This is a genomic window from uncultured Flavonifractor sp., assembly GCF_944387675.1.
Lineage (GTDB): Bacteria > Bacillota > Clostridia > Oscillospirales > Oscillospiraceae > Flavonifractor.
In genome coordinates this window covers 1-18,564 of sequence record NZ_CALXFV010000037.1, presented here as the reverse complement: position 1 = coordinate 18,564, position 18,564 = coordinate 1, and the positions used below count along the sequence as shown (strand labels likewise).

General features: G+C 62.0%; 15 protein-coding genes. 5 read left to right on the top strand and 10 right to left on the bottom strand.

Annotated elements, in window-relative coordinates:
* The 4 genes from argH to Q0J74_RS05290 all read right to left on the bottom strand — a co-directional run.
* Positions 1-887, bottom strand: an 887-nt coding sequence (gene argH, locus Q0J74_RS05305) for an argininosuccinate lyase (RefSeq protein ID WP_297211725.1), incomplete at its 3' end; no start/stop codon positions are given.
* 111 nt (positions 888-998) lie between these two features.
* Positions 999-2,219 carry an argininosuccinate synthase gene (locus Q0J74_RS05300; RefSeq protein ID WP_297211722.1) on the bottom strand — a complete coding sequence of 407 codons (1,221 nt, stop codon included), beginning with the start codon at positions 2,217-2,219 and terminating at the stop codon, positions 999-1,001.
* Between the two features lie 179 nt (positions 2,220-2,398).
* Positions 2,399-3,103: a zinc ribbon domain-containing protein gene (locus Q0J74_RS05295; protein ID WP_297211719.1), complete on the bottom strand. Its 705-nt coding sequence runs from the start codon at positions 3,101-3,103 to the stop codon at positions 2,399-2,401.
* Between the two features lie 16 nt (positions 3,104-3,119).
* Complete coding sequence (locus Q0J74_RS05290) at positions 3,120-4,406, bottom strand: hypothetical protein (RefSeq protein WP_297211716.1); 1,287 nt, start codon at positions 4,404-4,406, stop codon at positions 3,120-3,122.
* A 144-nt stretch (positions 4,407-4,550) separates the two neighbouring features.
* Here Q0J74_RS05290 and Q0J74_RS05285 point away from each other — a divergent pair, with 144 nt between their 5' ends.
* From Q0J74_RS05285 to Q0J74_RS05265, 5 genes are all read left to right on the top strand, one after another.
* A complete protein-coding gene (locus Q0J74_RS05285) occupies positions 4,551-5,513 on the top strand; it encodes an alpha/beta hydrolase (protein WP_297211713.1) in 963 nt (320 codons plus the stop codon).
* Between the two features lie 75 nt (positions 5,514-5,588).
* Entirely contained in the window at positions 5,589-6,926 is a 1,338-nt protein-coding gene (locus Q0J74_RS05280) for an MrcB family domain-containing protein (protein ID WP_297211710.1), read from the top strand.
* A 109-nt stretch (positions 6,927-7,035) separates the two neighbouring features.
* Complete coding sequence (locus tag Q0J74_RS05275; RefSeq protein ID WP_363315554.1) at positions 7,036-7,434, top strand: ArsR/SmtB family transcription factor; 399 nt, start codon at positions 7,036-7,038, stop codon at positions 7,432-7,434.
* A 15-nt stretch (positions 7,435-7,449) separates the two neighbouring features.
* Complete coding sequence (locus Q0J74_RS05270) at positions 7,450-7,668, top strand: cation transporter (RefSeq protein ID WP_297211704.1); 219 nt, start codon at positions 7,450-7,452, stop codon at positions 7,666-7,668.
* Positions 7,669-7,705: 37 nt separating this feature from the next.
* Positions 7,706-9,559 (top strand): heavy metal translocating P-type ATPase, encoded by a 1,854-nt coding sequence (locus Q0J74_RS05265; protein WP_297211701.1) that lies wholly within the window; start codon positions 7,706-7,708, stop codon positions 9,557-9,559.
* Between the two features lie 285 nt (positions 9,560-9,844).
* Here the strand turns inward: Q0J74_RS05265 and Q0J74_RS05260 are convergent, their stop codons facing one another.
* From Q0J74_RS05260 to Q0J74_RS05235, 6 genes are all read right to left on the bottom strand, one after another.
* On the bottom strand, positions 9,845-12,202 hold the full coding sequence (locus Q0J74_RS05260) for an S-layer homology domain-containing protein (RefSeq protein ID WP_297211698.1): 2,358 nt from the start codon (positions 12,200-12,202) through the stop codon (positions 9,845-9,847).
* Between the two features lie 12 nt (positions 12,203-12,214).
* Positions 12,215-13,423, bottom strand: coding sequence for an ABC transporter permease (locus Q0J74_RS05255; RefSeq protein WP_297211693.1), 1,209 nt, complete (start codon positions 13,421-13,423; stop codon positions 12,215-12,217).
* Positions 13,420-14,115, bottom strand: a complete 696-nt coding sequence (locus Q0J74_RS05250; protein WP_297211690.1) for an ABC transporter ATP-binding protein — start codon at positions 14,113-14,115, stop codon at positions 13,420-13,422. The genes Q0J74_RS05255 and Q0J74_RS05250 overlap by 4 nt, the downstream gene beginning before the upstream one ends.
* Before the next feature lie 4 nt (positions 14,116-14,119).
* Positions 14,120-16,039, bottom strand: coding sequence for an efflux RND transporter periplasmic adaptor subunit (locus tag Q0J74_RS05245; protein ID WP_297211687.1), 1,920 nt, complete (start codon positions 16,037-16,039; stop codon positions 14,120-14,122).
* Between the two features lie 283 nt (positions 16,040-16,322).
* Positions 16,323-18,050: a phospho-sugar mutase gene (locus tag Q0J74_RS05240; RefSeq protein WP_297211685.1), complete on the bottom strand. Its 1,728-nt coding sequence runs from the start codon at positions 18,048-18,050 to the stop codon at positions 16,323-16,325.
* A gap of 130 nt (positions 18,051-18,180) precedes the next feature.
* Positions 18,181-18,564: 23S rRNA (pseudouridine(1915)-N(3))-methyltransferase RlmH (locus Q0J74_RS05235; protein ID WP_297211683.1), on the bottom strand; the 384-nt coding region annotated here is incomplete at its 5' end.

Sequence of the window (18,564 nt, the reverse complement as noted above, 5' to 3'; positions counted from 1 at the left end):
CCAGTCTTGCCCCGGACCAGCTCGGCCACGTCGGGATTCTTTTTCTGGGGCATGATGGAGGAGCCGGTGGAGTAGGCATCGTCCAGCTCCACATACTTGAACTCCCAGGAGCACCAGAGGATGATTTCCTCAGAGAACCGGGACAGGTGCATCATCAGAATGGAGCAGGCGGAGAGAAACTCAATGGCAAAATCCCGGTCGGACACGGAATCCATGGAGTTGTCGGTGGGCTTGGCGAAGCCCAGGGCGGCTGCGGTCTGGAACCGGTCCACCGGATAGGTGGAGGTGGCCAGGGCGCCGGCCCCCAGGGGACACTCGTCCATCCGCTCCAGGCAGTCCTCCAGCCGGGTCACGTCCCGGCGGAGCATGTTGGCGTAGGCCATCATGTAGTGGGCAAAGGTGGTGGGCTGGGCCCGCTGGAGGTGGGTATAGCCCGGCATCACCGTCTCCAGATTGGCCTTCGCCTTTTTGAGCAGCACCTGCTCCAGGTCCAGCACCATGCCGATGATCTTGGGGATCTCCCCCTTTACATAGAGCCGGAAATCCACCGCCACCTGGTCGTTTCGGGAGCGGGCGGTGTGCAGCCGCTTGCCCGTGTCCCCGATGCGCTGGGTGAGCATGGTCTCGATGTTCATGTGGATGTCCTCGTTCTCCATGGAGAACTCCACCTGCCCGGCCTCAATGTCGGCCAGAATCGCTTTCAGACCTGCAAGAATCTTCTCCGCCTCGTGCTCCTCAATGATGCCCTGCTTGCCCAGCATGGCGGCGTGGGCCATGGAACCGGCAATGTCCTCTTTGTACATCCGGGCATCAAAGGTGATGGAGGAGTTGAAGTCGTTTACCAGAGTATCCGTCTCTTTTTGGAACCGTCCGGCCCAGAGTTTCATACTACCGCTCCTTACTGTAATTACGGCAGGCGGGCCGTCCAGGACGCCGGCCCCTGCGGACTGCCCCGCAGAGGCCGGGCGACCGACGTCCCGCCCGCAGAAAATATGTGATTACTTGTTCAGCTTGCCCTGGTCCCGCAGCGCCAGCACCGTATCCGGCAGACCCCACAGGTTGATGAAACCGGTGGCGTCGTTCTGGTTGTAGTCGCTCTCCTGGAAGGTGACGATATCCTCGGAATAGAGGGTGTCGGGAGAGGTGACGCCGGAGGTGATGATGTTGCCCTTGTAGAGCTTCAGCTTCACCGTGCCGGTGACGTGCTTCTGGGTCTCGGTGGCAAAGGCGGTGAGAGCCTCCCGCAGAGGGGTGAACCACTTGCCGTTGTACACCAGGTCGGCAAAGTCCACCGCCAGCTTCCGCTTCATGTGGGCGGTGTCCTTGTCGATGGTAATCATCTCCAGCACCTCATGGGCCCGGTAAAGGATGGCGCCGCCGGGCGTCTCGTACACGCCCCGGTCCTTCATGCCGGTCATCCGGTTCTCCACGATGTCCAGCAGGCCGATGCCGTTGGCGCCGCCCAGCTCGTTGAGCTTGCGGACAATGTCGCTGGCCTTCATCTTCTCCCCGTCCACAGCCACGGGCCAGCCCTTTTCAAAGTCAATGGTCACATAGGTGGCCTGGTCGGGGGCCATAGCGGGAGATACGCCCATCTCCAAAAAGCCGGGCTTGTCGTACTGGGGCTCGCTGGCCGGGTCCTCCAGATCCAGGCCCTCATGGGACAGGTGCCACAGGTTTTTGTCCTTGGAGTAGTTGGTCTCCCGGGAAATTTTCAGAGGCACGTTGTGGGCCTCGGCATAGTCGATCTCCTCGTCCCGGCTCTTGATGGTCCACTCCCGCCAGGGGGCAATGATCTTCATCTCGGGGGCAAAGCGCTTGATGGCCAGTTCAAAGCGGATCTGGTCGTTGCCCTTGCCGGTGCAGCCGTGGCAGATGGCGTCGGCCCCCTCGGCCTTGGCAATCTCCACCAGGCGCTTGGCAATGATGGGCCGGGCAAAGGCGGTACCCAGCAGATAGTCCTCATACTTGGCGCCCATCTGCATGGAGGGGATGATGACCTCGTCCACCATCTCGTCCACCAGATCCTCCACATACAGCTTGGAGGCGCCGGTCTTGATGGCCTTCTCCTCCAGACCCTCCAGCTCGTCAGCCTGGCCCACATTGCCGGAGACGGCAATGATCTCCGGGTTGTTGTAGTTTTCCTTCAGCCAGGGGATGATGATGGATGTATCCAGACCGCCGGAATAGGCGAGCACTACTTTTTTAACCTCAGCCATGGTAAAAACCTCCGTTTGTTCTTGTTGGGGATAGTGTAGCACACCCCCCTGGGAAATGCAAGGGGGCAATTCGCATAAATATGCGAATTGCCCCCTGTCTCTCTGGTGCATATTTCCGATAATATGCATAATATTCAACATATTATGCATATTCATTGCTTGTATCCATCCCAAGCCGCTCACAGGTGGAAGCGCTTATGGGCCTCCTCCCGCAGGGAGGGGATGCGGCGGACGATGATGAGGGGGATCACCAGTCCCACGCAGATGGTGAGCACCACCAGGGACCAGGAGGGATTCCAGGCCCGGTACAGCCACTGGTCGATGAGGTACTCCACCCCGAAGAGGAAGACCCCCAGGCTGCCGATGAGAATGGTCAGGGAAGTGATCACCGACCGGCGGTAGACCCGGAGCACCAGCCCCAGCAGCAGAAGCACCGCGCCGCCCCAGAAAATGACAGGGGCGGCCAGTCCCCAGAACCATGCCTGCCCGTTCAGGTCCATGGAAATCAGGTACACATACAGCCCCACTGCGGCCACATCCACCAGCAGCCGCAGCAGCAGGTGCATGCCCCGAGCCAGCAGGGGCGGCACCAGCCACAGCCACAGCATGGCGGCTGCCCCGATGACGTACAGGGACCAGCCCCGCCCCGGCTTGAGAAACAGGTTGAGCAGGCCGCAGCAGGCCGCCACACAGATCAGCATGGCACTCAGCAACAGGGCCAGCTCCTGCTTGGAGACCGGGGCCACCTCCCCCCGCTGGGTGGGAAAGGGCTTGGGCGAAGTGGTATCCGGCGGCTGAACCGGGTCCAGCACCGGGGTCTGACAGAGGGGGCAGAAGGTGGCTGTGGCGTCCAGCTCCACCCCGCAGTGGACACAATATGGCATAACACACCCCTCCTTTTTATTCCGTCCGGTTGCTCTCCACCTTCACGGCGATTCCGTCCCGGATGAGGAAGCGGAAAAACTCCCGCTCGGTGTCGGTCTCCTTCTGGGTACCGGCAAAGGTGATCTCCATCACATCCCCGTAGCTGATGGAGGCACAGTGAACCCGGGGATTGGTGGCCTGACCCAGGATGACCTCCATCCGCCGGATATGGGGTTCCATCTCCGGCGGCACCAGGAAGGCTCCGGGGTTGGTGTAGGTCCCGGAATAGGGCCGCACCCCCGCAAGGCGGTAGCCCAGGGCCATGACCGGGTTTTTCAGGGCAATGGGGACAATCTGGAGCAGATGGTTCTGGGTAAAGCGCACATTGCCCGTCAGTTCCGCCCGCATCCGCTGGCGGCTGAGATTCAGCCGGAGCATGTGGTGGACCTGGCTGAGCACCTCTTCAAAGCTGTATTCCCCCAGAGAGGGGTCGATCACAGGCCGGGTGGTTAAAATAAAGTTGCGCAGGCTCTCCGACGGAAACCAGGCGCGCAGGTTGATGGGAATGGCCAGAGCCACCGGCAGTTCCCGCCCGGGAGCCTCCCGATGCTGCTTGTCCAAGATCACCTTCATCAGCACCGCCGCCAGGTACTCCGTGATGGATACGCCGTAGCTCTTGGCCTTCTGCTTGAGCTGGAGCACTGAGCAGAAGCCCATGGTCACGTTCAGCGTATAAAAAGGTTCCGGTGTACCGGTGTTCTGATAGGCCCTGCCTCTCCGCCCGCCCCGCCAGCCCTTGCCCTGGGCGTACTTTCCGTAGGCATCCTCCAGCTCCTCCGGCCGGGGCGGGGCGGTTATATCCAGTACCCCGCAGGTGTTGGGTATGCGGTGTCCCAATTCCCGGAGGTAGACCGCCAGAAGCGTTTTGAAAAATACCAGAGCGCCCCCGCCGTCGCTGACGGCGTGGAACACCTCCACCGAGATCCGGTGCTCATAACAGTAAAAGCGCACCAGCCAGCCGTTGTCCTCCTGAAAGCGCACCGGCTGGCAGGGGTTGGAGATATCCTCCTTCACGTACGGGCCGGGGGCGTCGTTTGGCTCAAAATAATACCAAAATGCCCCCCGCTTGATGCGCACCCGGAAGGTGGGGAACCGGGGCATGGTCTGATCCACCGCCCGCTGGAGGGCCTGCCGGTCCACCGGCCGGTCCATAACGGCGGAAAAGCGGTAGATAGCGGAATAGGTCTCCTTTTGCAGGGCGGAATAGAGTACCCCCGCGTTGTCCAGGCGGTACCACTCCGACATACCCTCCCTTCCCGGCATACCATCCCCTCCTTTTGTCCTAGCATACCACATTCCCCCTTCCGCCACAAGGGGAAGGGGGGCGCCTGCCGCCGCTTTCCTTTTCCCGGTCTCTGTGGTATAATACCCTCCACAACATTCCGATTTTCAGGGAGGCACACTTCCATGGACCAGGACAACATCCACATCAAGCTCCAGGGCCGCTCCCGGAACCAGCACTCCGCCGCGGAGGCCCAGCGGCTGGACCCCTTCCTCCGGGCTCTCCGGGCCATCCACAGCGCCGCCACGCCGGACACCATGGACCTGGAGGATTTGGAAAGGCAGCGCAAGGGCCAGCAGCTGCTGGGCCGGCTGGTGGCCCCCATGGCGGGCATGAGCTGGGAACCCTTTGAGCTGGAGGGCATGCCCTGCGCCTGGGTACGCCCCCAGCGGAGCCATGACCGCCGGCGGGCCATCCTCTATTGCCACGGGGGCGGCTACACCAGCGGCAATTTGGGCTACTCCCGCATCCTGGCTTCCAAGCTGTCCAATGTCACCGGCTGGCAGGTGTTCTGTTTTGAATACCGCCTGGCTCCCGAGCACCCCTATCCCGCCGCCGTGGAGGACGCCGTGAAGGCCTGGGATTATCTGATGTACCTGGGTTACGGCGCCCGGGACGTGGTGGTGGCCGGGGACTCCGCCGGTGGCAACCTGGCCCTGGTGCTCACCCACCTGCTCAAGCAGGCCGGGCGGCGGCTGCCCCGGTCCCTCATCCTCTTCTCCCCCTGGACGGACATGACCGCCAGCGGCAAGTCCTACCGGGAACGGGAGGATATTGATCCGGTGCTCACCCTCAACTATATTTACGCCGTGCGGGACGCCTACGCCAGAGGTCAGGATCTGGCCGGCCCCTGCCTGTCCCCCCTGTTTGCCGACCTGTCCGGATTTCCCCCCACCCTCATCCAGGCGGGTACCAATGAGATTCTCCTCTCCGACTCCATCCGCCTGCGGGACAGGCTTATCCAGTCCGCCGTCCCCTGCCGGCTGGAGGTATGGACCGACCTGTGGCATGTGTTCCAGATGTTCCCCATGAAAAAGGCGGGAGAGGCCATGGAGAGTGTGGGCCGCTTTCTGCTGGAGACCTTATAGCGCCCGGCCCGCTCTTGCGGATTGCGTCGGAATATGGTAAAGTAGCCCTGAATGAAGCACAGGGAGGACTGCCTCATGGACGAAGGCCTGCAATATATTCGAAAAAACGCGTTGAAGGGCTGCAAGTGCCGGATGGACGAGCCCTTCATGTTTATCAGCTATTCCCACGACGACAAGGAGATTGTTCAGGACTGGTTTCTGAAGCTGTACCGGCTGGGCTACAACCTGTGGATTGACGTGGCCAACCTGCCCCACAACCAGCAGTCCTGGGAGGATGCCGCCGAGGACGCCCTGCTCAGCGGCAACTGTGTCCGCCTGCTCTTCTTCCGCAGTGAAAATTCCATGAAAAGCGTCAATATCTATGAGGAGCTGAACAAGGCCAACGCCCGGCTTCCCAAGCTGGACATCACCATCATTGATATCTGGCGGGAGCCGGAGGTCAACGCCTCCAATTTCCTCAACTCCTACCTGCCCAAAATCCAGGTGGCCGACGAGGGAGGCAAGGCCCTCTTGCGGGCCCAGCGGGACATCTCCCGCAAGATTTTCCGCATTGCCAGCGCCGAGGCCAACGCGGTTCAGGACGGCATTGCCGGTCTGGTGGAGGTGTTCCAGGACGTGGAGTTTCCCCCCACCCAGGCTTCCCAGACTCCCGCGGCGGAGGTCTCCGCACCGGAGGCTCCTTCGTCGGAAGCTCCCGCACCGGTGAAGCGGGGCCGGGGACGGCCCGCCGGCTCCAAAAACAAGCCCAAGACCCCGGCGCCGGCTCAGCCCGCCCCAGCGGTTGCCACACCCGCCGCTGTCCCGGCGCCGGAGAAGGACGTCTCTCTGACTGCGGTATTCGGCAAGGTGCTGGCGGAGTTTGTCCCCCTGAAAACCCGGCAGGAACCCATCAAGGGCCACCCCATGTACTTCTATTTCCAGGATGAGATTCCCCATCTGCTCCTCCGCACCGGCCTGGTGGACGCCCAGCGCTATCACACCGCCGCCAGCGCTGGCAAGGGCATGTGGTCGGCGGTACCTTGGATCGGCATCTTTGACCGGCAGATCACCACCTCCGCCCAGCGGGGGGTGTACATCGTCTACCTCTTCTCCGCCGACGGGGAATCCCTCTACCTCACCCTCAACCAGGGCTGTACCGATTTGACCCGGGAGTACGGCGGCCGGGAGGCCAACCGCAGGATGAAGGAGAACACCGCCCGCATCCGGGCCGCCCTGGACGCCCGGGGCTTTGCCGCCGATGACGGGGCCGTGCTGGGAGACCACCTGCCCCCTCTGGCCCAGGGCTACCAAAATGGCGTCATCTTCTACAAGCACTACGACAAAAGCGCTCTCCCCCCGGAGGACAGCCTGCGGCAGGATTTGGCCGACATGCTCCGGATTTACCAGGAGTATGCCGCCCACTTTCTCCCCTGAACCTGCCCAAATCCGCGCCCGCCGATCGGCGGGCGCTTTTTTCCGCCCGCCCCCTTGACAAATCGCGGGCGGTGTATATAATAATATATGAACACTCGTTCAATTGTTCATGAAAGGGCGTGAGTCCGTGGAATCCAGAGATGTGGAGCGCTGCGACTACATGCATGTGCATCAGGAGATTGTGGACCAGGTCAACCAGAATATGCCGGATGAGGAGGTACTGTACGGCCTGGCGGAGTTGTTTAAAATTTTCGGAGATTCCACCCGGATCAAAATCCTGTATGTGCTGTTTGAGGCGGAGATGTGTGTGTGCGACATTGCCCAGCTGTTGGGGATGACCCAGTCGGCCATCTCCCACCAGCTGCGCGCCTTGAAGCAGTGCCGGCTGGTGAAGGCCCGCCGGGACGGCAAGACGGTATTTTATTCCCTGGCCGACGGCCATGTGCGCACCATCCTGGACCAGGGCATGGGACACGTGGCGGAGCTGCTGCCCCTGCATATCTTATAAGGAGGAGTGAGCGATATGAAAAAACGTTTCAAGCTCCATAATCTGGACTGCGCCAACTGCGCGGCCAAGATGGAGGCGGCCATTCAAAAGCTGGACGGAGTGAACGCTGCCTCGGTGAGCTTTCTCACCCAGCGGCTTACCCTGGATGCCGACGACGCCCGGTTTGAGGAAATCCTCCGGCAGGCGGCCGCCATCTGCAAAAAGGTGGAGCCGGACTGCACCGTGGTGCTGTAGGGACTTCCGCCCCGCATTGGAAGGAGAGGAATTTGCCATGTCCCTCAAGCAAAAGCGGATGCTGACCCGGCTGCTTGCCGCCGCCCTGCTGTTTCTATCCGCCCTGTCTCTCCCCCTGACAGGCTGGGCCAGGCTGGCGGCGTTTCTGCTCCCCTACGCCGCCGCCGGCTGGGATGTGCTGTGGCGGGCGGCGCGGAACATCGCCCATGGACAGGTCTTTGATGAAAATTTCCTCATGGCCCTGGCCACCGTAGGCGCTCTGGCCATTGGGGAATATCCCGAAGCGGTGTTCGTCATGGTCTTTTACCAGGTGGGGGAGCTGTTTCAGCACTATGCGGTGGACCAGTCCCGCAGGTCCATCGCCGCGCTGATGGATATCCGCCCCGACTGGGCCAACGTGGAGGACAGCGGTCAGCTGCGGCAGGTAGACCCGGAGGAGGTGGCGGTGGGCGATACCATTGTCATCAAGCCCGGGGAGCGTATCCCCCTGGACGGGGTGGTGCTGGAGGGTTCCTCCAGTCTGGACACCGCGGCCCTCACCGGGGAGTCTCTCCCCCGGCAGGTCTGGCCCGGCAAGGATGTCATCTCCGGCTGCGTCAACCTCTCCGGCCTGCTGAAGGTCCGGGTGACCCGCCCGTTTGAGACGTCCACCGTGTCCAGAATCCTGGAGCTGGTGGAAAACTCCAGCAGCAAAAAGGCCCGGGCGGAGCACTTTATCACCAGGTTTGCCCGGGTCTATACCCCCATTGTGGTACTGGCAGCGGCGGCTCTGGCTCTGCTGCCGCCGCTGCTCACCCCCATGGCCTGGGTGGATTCCATCCAGCGGGCGCTGAATTTTCTGGTAGTCTCCTGCCCCTGCGCCCTGGTGATCTCGGTCCCTCTGTCCTTCTTCGGGGGCATCGGCGGCGCCTCCCGGGACGGCATTCTGGTGAAGGGGGGCAACTATCTGGAGGTGCTGGCCAGGGCGGAGATCGTGGTTTTTGACAAAACCGGCACCCTGACCCAGGGCGTATTTCACGTCACCGCCGTTCACCCGGAGGGCTGCTCGGAGGAGGAGCTGTTGGAGCTGGCGGCCCTGGCGGAATCCTGGTCCGACCACCCCATCTCCCGCTCCCTGAAGGAAGCCTGGGGCGGAGTGCTGGACGCCGCCCGGGTCTCCGGGGCGGAGGAGCTGTCCGGCCGGGGCATCCGGGCCGCAGTGGACGGGCGCACCCTCTGCGCCGGAAACGGCAGGCTGATGGAGGAGATGGGCGTATCCTGGCATCCCTGCCACTGCGCCGGAACCACCGTCCATGTGGCCGCCGACGGGGTCTACCTGGGGCATATTGTCATTTCCGATCTGGTAAAGCCGGACGCCAGGCAGGCTGTTGCCGCCCTGCGGAGCTGCGGTGTACGCAAGTGCGTCCTGCTCACCGGGGACGCTCAGGCAGCGGGCGAGGCCGTCGCCCGGGAGCTGGGGATGGACCAGGTCTGGACCCAGCTGCTCCCCGCCCACAAGGTGGAACGGGTGGAAGCGCTGCTGGAGGAATGCTCCCCCAGAGGCGCCCTGGTCTTCGTGGGAGACGGCATCAATGACGCCCCGGTGCTCTCACGGGCTGACGTGGGCATTGCCATGGGCGGCCTGGGCTCCGACGCCGCCATTGAGGCCGCAGATATCGTGCTCATGGACGACAGGCCTTCCAAAATCGCCCACGCCATCACCATCGCCCGGCATACCCTGACCATCGTCCGGCAGAACATCGTCTTTGCCCTGGGGATAAAGCTGATGGTGCTGGTCCTGAGCGCCCTGGGCTACGCCTCTATGTGGGCGGCAGTGTTCGCCGATGTGGGGGTATCGGTCCTGGCCATTCTCAACGCCATGCGCTGCCTGCGCCGGCCAAAGCGTCTGTAAGCTGAAAGAAAGCCTGCCGGAAAGTGATTTTCATCACTTTCCGGCAGGCTTCGGCTTGTGGAAAAACCTCCCCCGCAGGGAGCCTCGCAGCGTTCTGTCGCCCGCAGGCGGCAGAATCAGATTGAAATCCGTCCTTTCCGGGGACATGTGCCTCGGGAATGACCCTCCTCAGGACGGATCGGGCGACGATTTCCCAAAAAATCGAGGCCGATCCGTCCTGAGGCCTTTTTCAGCCGCCTCAGGCTTTTTGCTTGCGTCTTTCTCCGGACCGTCCGGACGGGGCCTTTACTCCGCCACTACCACACGGACCTTTCCGCCCTGGTCGGGAGAGCGGTCGTAATACACCGTCAGGTTATTGGAGAAGGCCAGAGCCAGCTTCAGAGCCTGCTCGCTGTCGCCGTCCTCCACCGGATACCAGTTTCCAGTGGCCTTGTTGTAGCACTCCACCCCCTCCGCCACAGGAATGACCATGGCGTTGGTGGTAAGCGTCATGGTATCCAAGTCAAACTGAGCACGGCTTATGCCCTTCACCGACTGGAGAGGCATATAGGCCGCCAGCTTGCTCTGTCCGCCCAGGGTATCCATGGAAGCGGCCAGGCCGCCTATCTCGCCGTTCTTGAGACCCTCCATGTAGAAGGTGGTAAATACCTGCTCACCGCCGCTGTTTTCCACTGTGACGGTATCGTAAGACACCTCCGACTCCTCGTCGGCCCGCTCGTAGGAGATCCGGCCGTAAGCATACCGGTCACCGGTGACATCATTAAGCACCAGCTGCGCCGCCCGCCCGGCCCAGTCGTAACCCACGTAGGTAATCTTGGATGCGGGAATGGAGTCCATGGTAAGGTCGCTGCGCAGAATCTCCACCAGCGCTCCGTTGCCCACCTGCTCAAAGAATCGGGCGCTGGGAGAGAGCTCTTTGTTCCCCATCTTCCCGGTCTCCATGTTGAGGGCGGCAGGGGCGCCAGCCCCTGTTACTCTGCTCAGGGAGAGGTAGCCCTTCTTGTAGGAGGACACCGACACCAGCCTGCCGTTGAGCATCTGGGCGGCGGACTCTGTCATAGTGGTCTTTCCGGTAACGGTAATCAGGCCGTCCAGCAGCTCCACAGAGGCGCTGTCCTTGGAGGTGATCTTCGCCACTCCCACCGCATTGGACTGGGCTGTGGCGGGGTCCACCGCCCCCGCCACCTGCCCGGTGGTGGTGAGCAGCAGCGTCACCTTGTCGCCCACCTGGAAGGCGGACAGATCAGCCATGGCGCTTGGCAGCACATCCAGGGTCACCCCCATCAGGGTCACCCGGGAGGGGGCGGCGGTATTGGGGTAGGCGTCCTCGTACAGGCCGCTGAGCTTCAGATCAGAGAGGAACAGGGTGTTGGAGGTCTTGTCGTAGGTCCCCACGTCATACTGCCGGATGTCGCTCACCTGAGCAGGGGCGCCGTTTTTATACAGGGCGGGGGATTTGCCGCCGGTAATCAGGGTAAAGGGGTTGCTGGTACCGCTGGGTTTGTTTTTGACCACCATCACATTGTCTGCGCCGGCGGCCGCCTTGCCTGTGGCAAGGTAGATGTAGTCCAGCTTCCCCGAACCGTTGAAGGCCAGCACCAGGGAGGTTCCGGTGCGCAGGCCCGTCCATTCGGTCTCATAGGTGGTGGCCTGGGCGTCGTCGCTGCGGTACACCGGGGTGGACAGAGTGACGGAGATCCGGTCTCCACCCACCACGGGAATGGCGTTGGCTTCAGGGCTGCCCATAATGGTGGCGCTGCGGAAGGTGGAGCTCTCCTCCGGGAGAATGGTCAGCAGCTTCTGGTTCTTGTCCAGCACAATCTGTCCCCTGGTGCCGCACAGTTCGCTGCCGAAGGCGGCCCGGTCGGTCTTGTAGGTGCCGGAGGTGGTGAGCACCGAGCCGGTGGTGCCGTCCTCGGCGGTAGCATCGGTGGACAGGACGATGACGTTATCCTTCAGACTGCCCCCTAGATCGGTGAGATACACGCTGTCCCTGTCCTTGGGATTGGTGAACAGCAGGTTGTAGAACAGGATGGCGGCCTGTCCCCTGGTGAGGGTGGAGGCGCCGGAGAGGCTCAGACCGTCGGCCAGGCCGGAGGAGCCGGCCAGGCCCACATAGCCGTCGTACCAGTTGGCGCCGGAGGCCACGTCCTGATCCCCATAGCCCAGCACCCGCATGAGCATGGTCACCGCCTCTCCGTAGGTGATGGCCCGGTCCGGGCGGAAGGTGCCGTCTCCCACACCCATAATCAGCCGGGTGCCGGCGGCGCCCTCCGCGCCGCCCGAGCCGCCCACGGTGATGGAGGCGGCCAGATTCACATAGCCTCTGGCCCAGTGGCTGGGTCCTACATCGGAGAAGATCGTGCGGTTGCGCTGGGCGGGCTCCTCCCCGCCCCGGCCCAGGATCTCCACCGCCATTTTGCAGAACTCCGCCCGGGTGAGGGTTCCGCCGGGATTGAAAGCGGTGCCGCCGGTGCCGTCCACCACCCCCAGCACCCGAAGAGTCTCTGCGGCGTTGGCGGTGGCGGCGTCCTGAATGTCGGTGAAGGCGCCGCCGTCCGCGGCGGAGGCGGGAACCAGGGTTACCAGCCCCGCCAGCAGAGCGGCGGCCAGCAGGCCGGAAATGAATCGTTTCACTCTCATAGTCTCTCTCCTTTATTCCGCCCGCAGGGCGTCCACCGGCTGGAGGCCGGATGCTTTGATGGCGGGGTAGAGTCCGAAGCCGATGCCCAGGGCCACCGAAATGAGGAAGGCGCCCACGGTAATGCCCGGACTGGGCAGCAAAATCAGGTCAAAGGATGCCTTCCCCACAATGAGGGTACCGATGTACCCCACCGCGATGCCGAACAGTCCGCCGATGCCGCAGATCATACAGGCCTCAATGAGGAACTGGACAATGATGCTCCTGCGCTCGGCGCCGATGGCTTTGCGGATACCGATCTCCCGAGTCCGCTCGGTGACGGTGACCAGCATGATATTCATAATGCCGATGCCGCCCACCGCCAGGGAGATGGCGGCGATGCCGCCCAGGAAGCGCTGCTGGAGCTTGATCTGCTCGTCCCCCTCCTCCTGCCACTGGTTGGGGGTATTTACGTAATAATAACCGGTGTCCTGATTGATGAGGCCCTGGAGGAAGCCCTTGAGCAGGGTGATGGCCTTGGTGGTGGATTTGGCGTCCCTGGCCTTGGCCACAAAGGTATCCATCTGGGTGGTGCTGTTGAGCACCCGGTTCATGGTGTAGGGCAAGACGATGTAGCGATCCATACCGGTCATGTTGTTGGGGTCCTTCTCTTGATAGACCCCGATAACCTCAAAGGGTACGCCGTTGATGGTGATCCGCTGCCCCACCGGATTCATGTAGTTGAACAGGGATGAGGCCATTTGAGACCCCAGCACACACACCTGATTGTAGTTTTCCACATCCAGGTAGGAGATGTCCCGGCCTTTGGCCAGGGTGAAGTTGTTGCACAGGGAAAAGGCCTGATTGCCCATCACCACCTGGGGACTCTCCTCCCAGGGGGTGTTGTAATTGTCCAGGGTCTTGGCGCCGAAGGTGATGATGGTCTGATTCCACATCTGTACCACGGGGGTGACCCCCAGCACATATTCGTCCAGCTCCAGGCAGTAGTCATACAGCTTGTCGGAGATTTCCTTGCTGTCCCAGCTGCTGGCCTGAATGTTGATGACGTTGCTGCCCAGACTCTCGTAATAGGCCCGCATCTGCTGGTTCTGTCCCTGGGCATAGGAGACCAGAATAATCACCGCCGCCAGGCCGATGATGACACCCAGCATGGTGAGGGCGGAGCGGGCCTTTTTGGCCGCGATGGACTTGACCGCGATTTTGAAGGCCTGTGCCAGATTCACGAAAAGGCCCCCTCTCTGTCTCCGTCATAGAGAATCCGACCGTCGGAAATGCGGATGACCCGCTGTGCGGTGGCGGCGATGCCGTTGTCGTGGGTAATGAGGATAATGGTGCTGCCCTCCTCGTGGAGACCGTGGAGAATTTCCAGCACGTGCCTGCCCGTCCGGGAATCCAGGGCTCCGGTGGGCTCGTCGGCCATGATAATGGGGGGCTGGGTGGCAATGGCCCGGGCGATGGCCACCCGCTGCTGCTGGCCGCCGGACATCTCGGTGGGCTTGTGCTCCGCCCGATCGGCCAGGCCCACCCGCTCCAGGGCGGCCTCCACCCGGTCCCACCGTTTGGAGAGGGGTACGCCCTGGTAGATCAGGGGCAGTTCCACGTTCTCCCAGGCATTGAGGGCGGGAATCAGGTTAAATCCCTGAAAGATAAAGCCGATCTGCTTGTTGCGGATGTGGGCCAGCTGCCGGTCGCTGAGTTCGGTGACATCCACCCCGTCCAGGTGGTAGTCCCCGTAGGTGGGGATGTCCAGACAGCCCAGGATGTTCATCAGGGTGGACTTTCCAGAGCCGGACTGGCCGATGATAGCCACGAATTCCCCCCGGTCGATCTCCAGGCTGACCCCGTCCAAGGCCCGCACCTCGCTCTCCTCCCCCTCGTGATAGATCTTAAAGAGGTTTTTTACATCAATGAGCATGGCATCAACCCCAACTGTCGGCGCTCTGGGTCTCCCGGCCGATATAGACCACATCGCCCAGATTCAGGCCCCGTTTGATCTCCACCCGGGTGGTATCGGCCAGACCCACCTCCACCGGAACGGCCCAGAAGCCCTCGGGGCATTCCCAGGCGGGGTCCGGCTCCAGGATGGCATTCACCGGGGCCTCCTGGGCCTGGACGAATACGATGGTACCGGTGCTGTCGCCGCCCATGGAACTGCCCATATTTCCTTCAGGCATGGGGACCGCCACCGCCATCAGGGGGCTGGCAAAGGCGCCGCCGGAGGTCCGCTGGGGTACCGCCATGCCGTCGCCGGCGGTGGCGCTGTCCCCATCCGTCATCATATCGTCCTCAGGCAGCATGCCGTCCTCGGGGTAGAATTCCTCCGTGCCTTCCCAGTTCTCCATACCGTCCGTGTTCTCCACCGGCGCGGCATCCAGGGTGTCCGGCAGGGTGACGTTGGCAAAGCTGACGTACATAACGGCGGGAACGGGTACGGTGAGGCAGTTGTCCGACTGGCTGGCTATAAAGGAATAGCTGACGTAGGTGCCGGGGATCATCGAGCCGTCAAAGTTGTCCACGGTGACCACCGCAGGAACGGAGGCCACGCCGTTTTCCCCGGAGGCAGTCATGGACACGCTCTCCACCACGCCCATATAGGGGGTGCCGTACTGGTCAATATTGACCATCATGCCTGCCTTGATGTACCGGGCGTTGCGCTCATCCACGCTGATCTCAATGACCATCTGCGTGGTGTCGGCAATGCTGATGCCCTGCCCGCTCTGCACCTCCATGCCCTCCTGGAGGCTGCACGAGAGCACGGTGCCGGAGATGGGAGCGGTGGCGTTGTACTTGCCCAGCTCCTCATTGGCCTCGGTGAGCTTCTCCTGGGCGGCCTTCAAGGCCTCCTCCCGGGTGGAGATCTCCTCATCGGTGTCCTTGGCGCCCAGCTGGACCAGAACCTGCCCCGCCTTCACGTCGGCATAGTTCAGCAGGTTGATCTGCTCCACCGGGCCGGAGGCTTTGGCTTTCACCACAGTGGTCTCATAAAATTCCAGCTTGCCGTTCTGGTAGGCATAGATGGGAGAGCCGCCGGCGGCGGTGAGGGCGGCGGAGGCCTCCATTCCCTCGGTGAGGGTGCCTGGATTGTCCAGCACCAGCACCACCTCGAAGTGGGTGGCGCCCTCGGGAGAGACAAAGCGGACCTTGTTGATCTGCTCCACCTTGCCGGTGAGAGAGGTCATGACAGCGGGGACGGAAATCTGGGCACTCTGTCCCACCTGGATCTGATCCTCGTAGGCATAGCTGTAGTAGAGGGTGAGGCGCAGCTTGGTATCGTTGACGACGGTGGCAATGGTCTCACCCTCACTGACGGTATCCCCTACCTTCAGCTCCGCCACATCCCGCAGATTTCCGCTGTGGGGCGCCTTGACGGTGAGCTCGGCAATTTTGTCGTACACCGCCTGCAAATCTTTCTGGGCATTGTCCACAGTCTCCTGGGCGGCCTGGACCGCCTCCCGGGCGGTGGTGTCATCCATTTTGTAGAGCTGCTGGCCTTCGGTGACCTGATCTCCCTCATGGACATACAGCTCCAGAATGGTGCCTGTACCCGGCGTGACGCTGGCGGAGTTGCGGGCCTTGGTCATGCCGGAGCCCTCCACCACCGACTGGATGGAACCCAGCTGGACGGTATCCACCATGATCTCGCCCAGTTCCTCGGTCTCCCGAAACACAAAATACCACAGCACTGCGGCTACCGCGGCGATCACTGCGGCGGTTATCAGGATTCCCGCAACCAGTTTTCCTTTCCCGCGGCGCTTCTTCTTCGGCCCCTTGGGGACCGGGGGCGTGACGCCGGCGGTCTGCGCGGCCTGTTCCATCACGGGCGTCTGCTGTTGGGTCATGTTGACATCCTCCTTGTTTGCAATAGGCTCAAACAGATTCTACCACAGTGTGAGCAGCTTGGAATTACAAAGCAATAACAAGTTCTTAAGGAAACCTTAAATTTTAGATATCTTCCCTTTAGACGGCGTACAGAGGGAAAAGTTTCTCCCTGGAGGTGAAATTTTCCTCTCTTTTTCCGACGTTTCCCCTCTGCCCGCCGCTGGCGGGGCAAAAGGAGAGTCCGGGGAAACCGGCCGGTCAGGCCGCTTTCCCCGGACTCTCTTTAAACACTACCGCTGCGTATTAGCCCTTCAGGCTCTCCGCCCAGGCGGCGTACTTGGCCACCTTGTCGTCGGCCTCGGCCTTGGTGGCGCCGTTGGCCAGGATGTAGACCTTGACCTTGGGCTCGGTACCGGAGGGCCGGACGATGAGGCTGGTGCCGTCGCTCATCTCATAGCGCAGCACGTTGGAGCCGGAGAGCTCCATGGTGGACTTGGCGCCATCGGCCACATTGACCACGGAGCCGTCCTTGTAATCCTTCTGCTGGGCCACCGCCACACCGGCGATCTCCACCGGGGGCTGGCTGCGCAGGCCGGCCATCAGGTCGGCCATCTTCTTCAGGCCGTCCAGACCGGGCATTACCAGGTTCATGGTGCGCTCCCCATAGAAGCCGTATTTCTCATAGCACTTCTGGAGGGCATCATACAGGGTCATGCCCTGCCCGGCATACCAGGCGGCCATCTCGGTGAGGGCCAGGGCGGCGGTAACGGCGTCCTTATCCCGGACGTAGTCGCCCAGCATGTAGCCGTAGCTCTCCTCGTAGGAGAAGATCACCTTGCCCTCCCCGGCGTTCTCCAGCTTGTCCTTCTTCTCGGCCAGGAACTTGAAGCCGGTAAAGGTGTCGTAGCAGGTCAACCCGTTGGTCTCGGCCACCTTCCGGGCCATCTCGGTGGTAACGATGGTCTTAAGGGCCACCGGATTCTTAGGCATTTTGCCGGTACGGTTTTTGGCGCCGATGAGGTAGTCCAGCAGCAGCACACCGGTCTGGTTGCCGGAGATGACGATGTACTCACCCTGGTCGTTGCGGACCATGATGCCCACCCGGTCGGCGTCGGGGTCGGAACCCAGGATAAAATCGGCGCCCTCCTGCTTGGCCAGGTCCACCGCCAGATAGAATCCCTCGGGATTCTCCGGGTTGGGGGAGACCACGGTGGGGAAGTTGCCGTCAATGACCATCTGCTCCGGCACGCAGATGACGTGCTTCATGCCCAGGCGCTTGAGAGCCTCGGGAATGAGCTTGTAGCCAGTGCCGTGGAAGGGGGTGTACACCATCTTGAAGGTGTCCGCCACCTTGTTTACCGCCTCCTGGTCGTTGACCTGCTCCATAACATTGGCCAGGAACTTCTCGTCGGTCTCCTCCCCCATGAGGGTGATGAGGCCGGCCTGCACCGCCTGGTCATAGTCCATCCGCCGGATGGACTCAAACAGGTCCAGCTCCTCCATCTTCTTGGCAATGGCGGAGGCGTGGTGAGGGGGCAGCTGTGCGCCGTCCTGCCAGTAGACCTTGTAGCCGTTGTACTCCTTGGGATTGTGGCTGGCAGTGACATTCACGCCGGCAATGCACCCGTACTCCCGCACGGCGAAGGACACCTCGGGGGTGGGACGCAGGGAGTCAAACAGGCGCACCTTGATGCCGTTGCCCGCCATGACGCAGGCAGTCTCCTTCGCAAACTCGTCGGAGTGGTTGCGGCAGTCGAAGCACACCGCCACACCCCGCTGCATCGCCTCCTCGCCTTCGGCCTTGATGACCTCGGCAAAGGCCTGGGTGGCGTGGCGGATGACGTGGATGTTCATCTGGTGCAGACCCACACACATGGTACCCCGCAGTCCGGCGGTGCCGAACTCCAGAGGAGCGAAAAAGCGGCTTTCAATCTCCTTCTCGTCGCCGGAGATGGCGCGGAGCTCCTCCTTTTCCGCTTCGCTGAGGGCGGGGCTGCTGAGCCATTTTTCATATACATCACGATAGGACATGGGAATTACCTCCAATACCTTAATTTCACAGATAAGCGCATGGCTGCTTTTGTCATTATAGCACAAAGCATTTTACATATCTACCCTAATTTCCGGCAATCCGCAGATTAAATGCAAAATTTTTCCTGTCCTATTTGTGGTATCCGGAGCCCTCCTGGATTTTGAAGCAGCGGTAAAGCTGCTCCAGAAGCATGACCCGGGCCAGGTGGTGGGGAAAGGTCATGGGAGACATGGACAATCTCAGTTGGGCCTGGGCCTTCAAGGTGGGATGCATTCCGTAGGAGGAGCCGATGAGAAAGGTGAGCGTACTGACGCCCTCCGCCGGCCACCGCTCCAGCTTCGCGGCCAGCTTTTCACTGGACAGCAGCTCTCCCTCCACGCACAGGGCCACCAGCCCGCCGCCCTTGGGCAGCTTTCCCCGCACCGCCTGGGCTTCCTTTTCCAGGGCGGCGTCAATCTGGGCCTGGGAGGGATTGGGGGGCAGCCGCTCCTCGGGCAGTTCGGTGAGCCGGAA

What these genes read in the sequence shown, in the direction of transcription:
- Q0J74_RS05295 (WP_297211719.1), bottom strand. Translation starts at nt 3,103, where the DNA reads ATGCCATATTGTGTCCACTGCGGGGTGGAGCTGGACGCCACAGCCACC.
- Q0J74_RS05260 (WP_297211698.1), bottom strand. Translation starts at nt 12,202, where the DNA reads ATGAGAGTGAAACGATTCATTTCCGGCCTGCTGGCCGCCGCTCTGCTG.
- Q0J74_RS05250 (WP_297211690.1), bottom strand. Translation starts at nt 14,115, where the DNA reads ATGCTCATTGATGTAAAAAACCTCTTTAAGATCTATCACGAGGGGGAG.
- Q0J74_RS05245 (WP_297211687.1), bottom strand. Translation starts at nt 16,039, where the DNA reads ATGACCCAACAGCAGACGCCCGTGATGGAACAGGCCGCGCAGACCGCC.
- Q0J74_RS05265 (WP_297211701.1), top strand. Translation starts at nt 7,706, where the DNA reads ATGTCCCTCAAGCAAAAGCGGATGCTGACCCGGCTGCTTGCCGCCGCC.
- Q0J74_RS05280 (WP_297211710.1), top strand. Translation starts at nt 5,589, where the DNA reads ATGGACGAAGGCCTGCAATATATTCGAAAAAACGCGTTGAAGGGCTGC.
- Q0J74_RS05300 (WP_297211722.1), bottom strand. Translation starts at nt 2,219, where the DNA reads ATGGCTGAGGTTAAAAAAGTAGTGCTCGCCTATTCCGGCGGTCTGGAT.
- Q0J74_RS05275 (WP_363315554.1), top strand. Translation starts at nt 7,036, where the DNA reads ATGAAAGGGCGTGAGTCCGTGGAATCCAGAGATGTGGAGCGCTGCGAC.
- Q0J74_RS05285 (WP_297211713.1), top strand. Translation starts at nt 4,551, where the DNA reads ATGGACCAGGACAACATCCACATCAAGCTCCAGGGCCGCTCCCGGAAC.
- Q0J74_RS05240 (WP_297211685.1), bottom strand. Translation starts at nt 18,050, where the DNA reads ATGTCCTATCGTGATGTATATGAAAAATGGCTCAGCAGCCCCGCCCTC.
- Q0J74_RS05290 (WP_297211716.1), bottom strand. Translation starts at nt 4,406, where the DNA reads ATGCCGGGAAGGGAGGGTATGTCGGAGTGGTACCGCCTGGACAACGCG.
- Q0J74_RS05270 (WP_297211704.1), top strand. Translation starts at nt 7,450, where the DNA reads ATGAAAAAACGTTTCAAGCTCCATAATCTGGACTGCGCCAACTGCGCG.